Annotated in this window: 1 protein-coding gene and 1 pseudogene; both read right to left on the bottom strand. The window is 64.0% G+C overall.

Translation table 11 applies throughout. The annotated features are described in order from the left end of the window. Positions 1-905, bottom strand: a 905-nt coding sequence (bmt, locus tag EN994_RS31525; RefSeq protein WP_164746418.1) for a betaine--homocysteine S-methyltransferase, incomplete at its 3' end; no start/stop codon positions are given. A gap of 131 nt (positions 906-1036) precedes the next feature. Continuing rightward, positions 1037-1396: pseudogene (locus EN994_RS31520) on the bottom strand (transcriptional regulator); the annotation flags it as partial.

Genomic DNA, 1396 nt, shown 5'->3' with positions numbered 1-1396 from the left:
TCCGCCTTGGTGTGCGCGTCGAGCGCCTTGCGCATGGCGGCAAGGTGCTGGAACGAGGTGCCGCAGCAGCCGCCGATAATTTTGGCGCCGCCATCGACGGCGAGCCTGACATAGTCGGCCATCAGTTCGGGTGTGCCGGAATAATGGATTTCGGTGCCGCGGAATTCGGGAATGCCGCAATTGCCCTTGACGATCACCGTTGCCTCCGGCTTCGCCTCGGTCATGTCGAGCAGCGAGGCCAGGATGTCAGACGCGCCGACGCCGCAATTGGCGCCAACGCCAAGCGGCGCCTGCGACAGCCCGTCGGTGACGCCGTGGATATCCCTGGGTAGCAGGCCCATCATGGTGCGGCCGGCGGTGTCGAAGGAACCGGTATAGGTGTAGGGCAGGCCGACGCGGATGGCAGCCTCGGCGGCGGCGCGGATCTCGTCGGGAGCAGACATCGTCTCGATCCAGGCGACTTCGGCGCCGCCTTCCTTGAGACCCTCGATCTGCTCGGCGAAGGCGTCGACCGCCTCGTCATAGGTCATGGCGCCAAGCGGCACCAGCAATTCGCCGGTCGGTCCGACCGAACCGGCGACGATGACCTTGCGGCCAGCTCTGTCGGCGACGGCGCGCGCGATCTCGGCGGCGCGCTGGTTCAGCGCATGCACGCGATCCTGCGCATGATGCAGCTTCAGCCGGTGGCGGGTGCCGCCGAACGAGTTGGTGAGGATGATGTCGGCCCCGGCATCGACGAAATTCTGATGCAGGCTGGTGATGGTGTCGGGCGCCGTCTCGTTGAGCAGCTCGGGCGCCTCGCCGGCTTCCAGCCCCATGGCGAAAAGGTTTGTGCCGGTGGCGCCATCGGCCAGCAGCACGCCCTTTTCGGCCAGCAGAGCATCGATCGGGTTGGTGGTCGTCATCGGATTGGCTTTCATGTTTCGAAGTCGAATAAGGATATAAAGAAGTCTTTATGTGTAGTCAATGGAATGGCGGCAACGCGGCCACCAATGCGGAGGCCGGTTTCCGTCCGAAGGATCATTGTTGCCGAAGATCAGACAGTGCCTGTTGGGAACGACATGCCGGCCAGTCTGTGCGCGAAGCCGGACGCCTCGTGCGCATTGATGTCGGCGGCCCGGATCAGATTGTCGAAGTGCTGGATCAGCGTCTGGATCGGCTGAGTGGCGTTGAGCACCAGATACATGTCGCCGACATAGATGGCGGCGCGATAGGGTCCGAAGATGGTGTAGGGGATCGAATAGCGCATCCGCCCGTCATAGAGAAACAGCCGGAAGGTCGGGTAGAGGTCGTCGAGCAGCGTCGCCATGTGCAGCAGCTGGGCGCGCCGGTCGGCTTCGGGGAAACGGTCCCAGACACCCAGCCCGCGGGCAAATATCTCCAGCGTGTGGGGCGG

The sequence above is a fragment of the Mesorhizobium sp. M7A.F.Ca.CA.002.09.1.1 genome (assembly GCF_003998555.1).
Lineage (GTDB): Bacteria > Pseudomonadota > Alphaproteobacteria > Rhizobiales > Rhizobiaceae > Mesorhizobium > Mesorhizobium ciceri.
The sequence above is the reverse complement of the archived record's forward strand: the minus strand, read 5'-3'. Positions and strand labels throughout refer to the sequence as shown.